The organism is uncultured Amnibacterium sp. (assembly GCF_964244015.1).
Classification (GTDB): domain Bacteria; phylum Actinomycetota; class Actinomycetes; order Actinomycetales; family Microbacteriaceae; genus Amnibacterium.
In genome coordinates, this window is sequence record NZ_CAXTHO010000027.1 from 23,356 (window position 1) to 26,581 (window position 3,226).

At 69.0% G+C, this 3,226-nt stretch carries 4 protein-coding genes; all 4 read left to right on the plus strand.

Annotated elements, in window-relative coordinates:
* Positions 1-757 (plus strand): SDR family oxidoreductase (locus tag ACFE67_RS05180; protein WP_375405803.1); only part of this gene is annotated, 757 nt, incomplete at its 5' end.
* A gap of 132 nt (positions 758-889) precedes the next feature.
* Positions 890-1,120, plus strand: a complete 231-nt coding sequence (locus tag ACFE67_RS05185) for a hypothetical protein (RefSeq protein WP_375405804.1) — start codon at positions 890-892, stop codon at positions 1,118-1,120.
* Positions 1,117-1,509 (plus strand): PIN domain-containing protein, encoded by a 393-nt coding sequence (locus ACFE67_RS05190; RefSeq protein WP_375405805.1) that lies wholly within the window; start codon positions 1,117-1,119, stop codon positions 1,507-1,509. Before ACFE67_RS05185 ends, ACFE67_RS05190 begins: the two co-directional genes overlap by 4 nt.
* Positions 1,510-1,766: 257 nt before the next feature.
* Positions 1,767-3,226, plus strand: a 1,460-nt coding sequence (locus ACFE67_RS05195) for an APC family permease (RefSeq protein WP_375405806.1), incomplete at its 3' end; no start/stop codon positions are given.

The window sequence follows — 3,226 nt, forward strand, 5'->3', positions numbered from 1 at the left end:
TACCGCTGTGCTCACCGGCCTGGGCCGACGCCGAGGGATCGCCGCGGCGCTCGCCGTCGGGCTGGCCCGTGACGGCTGGAATCTCGTGCTCCCGATCCTGCCGTCGTACGACGAGCGGCTCGGCATCGGCGGCGGAGCGGCGGACATCATCGATGCGGTGGATGCCGCCCGGGGGAGCGGGGTGGAGGTCGTCACCCTCGAGGCCGATCTGGCCGATCCGGACGCACCGTCGGCGATCTTCGACGCGGCGGATGCGCTGGGGCAGCCGGCGGCGCTCGTCCTGGCGCACAGCGAGTCGGTCGACAGCTCGATCCTGACCACGACGGTCGAGAGCTGGGATCGCCATTTCGCCGTCAACGCGCGTGCGGCGTGGCTGCTGATCCGGGCCCTGGGGGAGCGACTCCCCGCCGAGCCGACGACCGAGACGATCGCGCGAGTCATCGCGCTCACAAGCGATCACACCGCGCACAACCTGCCCTACGGCGCGAGCAAGGGCGCGCTCGACCGGTTGGTGATCGCCGCAGCGATCGAGCTGGGCGATCGCGGACTGCGCGCCAACGTGATCAATCCGGGACCGATCGACACCGGATGGATGGACGACGGGATCCGCGCGTCCGCCGTCGCTCGGACGCCGATCGGCCGGCTGGGTGCCCCGCAGGACACCACGGATCTCGTGCGCTTCCTACTCTCCGACGCGGGAGGCTGGATCACCGGACAACGGCTGCACTCGAGCGGCGGGCTCCACACCTCCGGGTGACGGCGGGCGGCGCTCCGCGTTCGGGTACCCGATGAGGTATCGGCCCTCAAAGCGCGCCGGACTCGTGCTCGCAGGACTGGAGTTCGACGTGCATCACGTCTGCATCACGTCTGCATCATGTATGATGCAGACATGCGTACCACCGTCGATCTTCCGCCGGCCATCCACCGGCGCGCGAGCGAGCTCGCCGCCGAGCGCGGGTCATCCTTGTCCGCGGTCGTGGCCGAGTTGGCGACACGGGGGCTCGCTGAGCTCGGCGAGCCGACTCGACTGTCGCGTGAGCCGCTGACCGGCCTTCCTGTCCTCACGATCGGGCGAGCCGTCACGAGTGGTGACGTCGCCGCCGCACTCGACGACGAGTGACCGTCTTCCTGCTCGACGCGAACGTCCTGATCGCGCTCACGGTCGCGGACCACGAGCATCACGACCGCGTCGGAAAGTGGTTCGCCTCCGGACCGGAATTCGCGCTGAGTCCGGTGGTCGAGGGAGCGCTGGTCCGATTCCTCGTGCGGATCGGCGAACCCCCGTCAACCGCGCAGGAGCTCCTCCGCCACGTCCACGATCGACCGGCCTGCAGGCAGTGGCCCGACGACCTCTCCTACGCCGATGTCGACCTCCACGACGTCCGCGGCCACAGGCAGGTCACGGACACGTACCTGGTGAGCCTGGCGGCTGCGCACGACGGTCGGGTCATCACGCTCGACGCGTCACTCGCGACGCGGCGCAGCGACGCCGTGCTGGTTCCTGCCTGAACGGGGGAGTGGCAAGGCGCCGGACTCCTTCGAACGCTCATCGACGAACGACGCGGCGGAGTACCACGACAGCTGACATAATGTGCATTATCGGCTTGCTCGGGGTGGGTCTGGAGCACGGCTGATAATGATCGTTATGTCAGACTTCGACTGAGAACGGTCACCCCCTGCTCACTCTCCACGTATCTCGGTATTCGGCGTAAGGATCGCGTCTAGATGCCGAAGCGACACGCTGGGCGGGTGTCAGGATCACCGCTATGTCGACTGCGCCGGGCGTTCGCGTCCATCGTGAGCCGAAGGGCGACGCCAACAAGCTGACCGCGGTGACCGGTCTCGCCGCGCTTTCGCTCGATGCGCTCTCGAGCGTGGCCTACGGCCCGGAAGCGATCGTGCTCGTGCTGGTCACGGCCGGGTCCGCCGCGACCGCAGCGACGCTGCCGATCACGATCGCGATCGCGGTGCTGCTGCTCGTGCTGGTGCTCTCGTACCGGCAGGTCATCGCCGTGCACCCGGACGGCGGCGGCGCCTACGCGGTCGCGAAAGCCGACCTCTCCCGGCCCGTCTCGCTGCTGGCCGCCGGAAGCCTCGTCGTCGACTACGTCCTCACCGTCGCGGTCAGCCTGGCAGCCGGAGCCGCCAGTCTCGCCTCCGTGTTCCCGGCGCTGAACGGTCACCTGCTGCCCATCGCGCTGCTCGGCCTGCTCGTCCTGACCGCCGTCAACCTCGTCGGCGTCGTCGAGTCGGCGATCACGGTGATGATTCCCACGGTGGTGTTCGTCATCGCGGTCGGCGCCGCAGCCGGGGTCGCGATCCTGCATCCCGGCGGCGCGCTGATCGGGCAGGACCTCGGCCCGATCGATCCCACCGAGGCCCTCGGGTACGTCCTGGTGCTCAAGGCGTTCGCGGCCGGCTGCTCAGCGCTCACCGGCGTCGAGGCGATCGCCAACGGCGTCCCGGCCTTCCGAGAACCCGCCGTCCGACGGGCCAAGCGCACGGAGCTCTCGCTCGGTGTCCTGCTCGGCGTCCTCCTGGTCCTGCTCGCCGTGGCGATCAGCGTGCACCACCTCGTCCCGCGCGGCGGTGTCACGATCCTGGCTCAGGTCACCGCGATCGCGTTCGGGACAGGGTGGCCGTTCTTCGTCACCAACCTCGCCGTCACCGTGGTGCTGCTCTTCGCCGCGAACACGAGCTTCGCTGGTCTGCCGGTCCTGATGAACCTGCTCGCCCAGGATCACCGCCTCCCCCACCTCTTCACCCTCCGGACAGAGAAACCGGTCTACCGCGTCGGCGTCGTCGTGCTCGCGGTACTCGCGACCGTCCTCCTCGTGATCCTGAACGCGGACACGAACCGGCTGCTGCCGCTGTTCGCGATCGGGGTCTTCGTCGGCTTCACGATCAGCCAGATCGGACTGATCCGCTACTGGTTCCGCACGAGGAACCGTGGCTGGCGTTCCCGCGCAGCACTGAACGCGTTCGGAGCCACCCTCACCGCGATCGCCGCGATCATCTTCCTGGCAAGCAAGTTCACCGAGGGCGCGTGGGTCCTCCTGCTGATCCTGCCTGCACTGGTCCTGCTGTTCGGGTTCGTGGAGCGCTACTACACGCAGGTGGGGCGCCAGCTCGGTCTCGGCGCGCCACTGCCACGACCGGTCGACGATGCGGACGACCCGCTCGTGCTGGTGCCGGTCGCCGATGTCAGCGGACGTACCGTCCTCGC

Coding starts and splice junctions, on each gene's coding strand:
- ACFE67_RS05185 (WP_375405804.1), top strand. CDS start 890: ATGCGTACCACCGTCGATCTTCCGCCGGCCATCCACCGGCGCGCGAGC.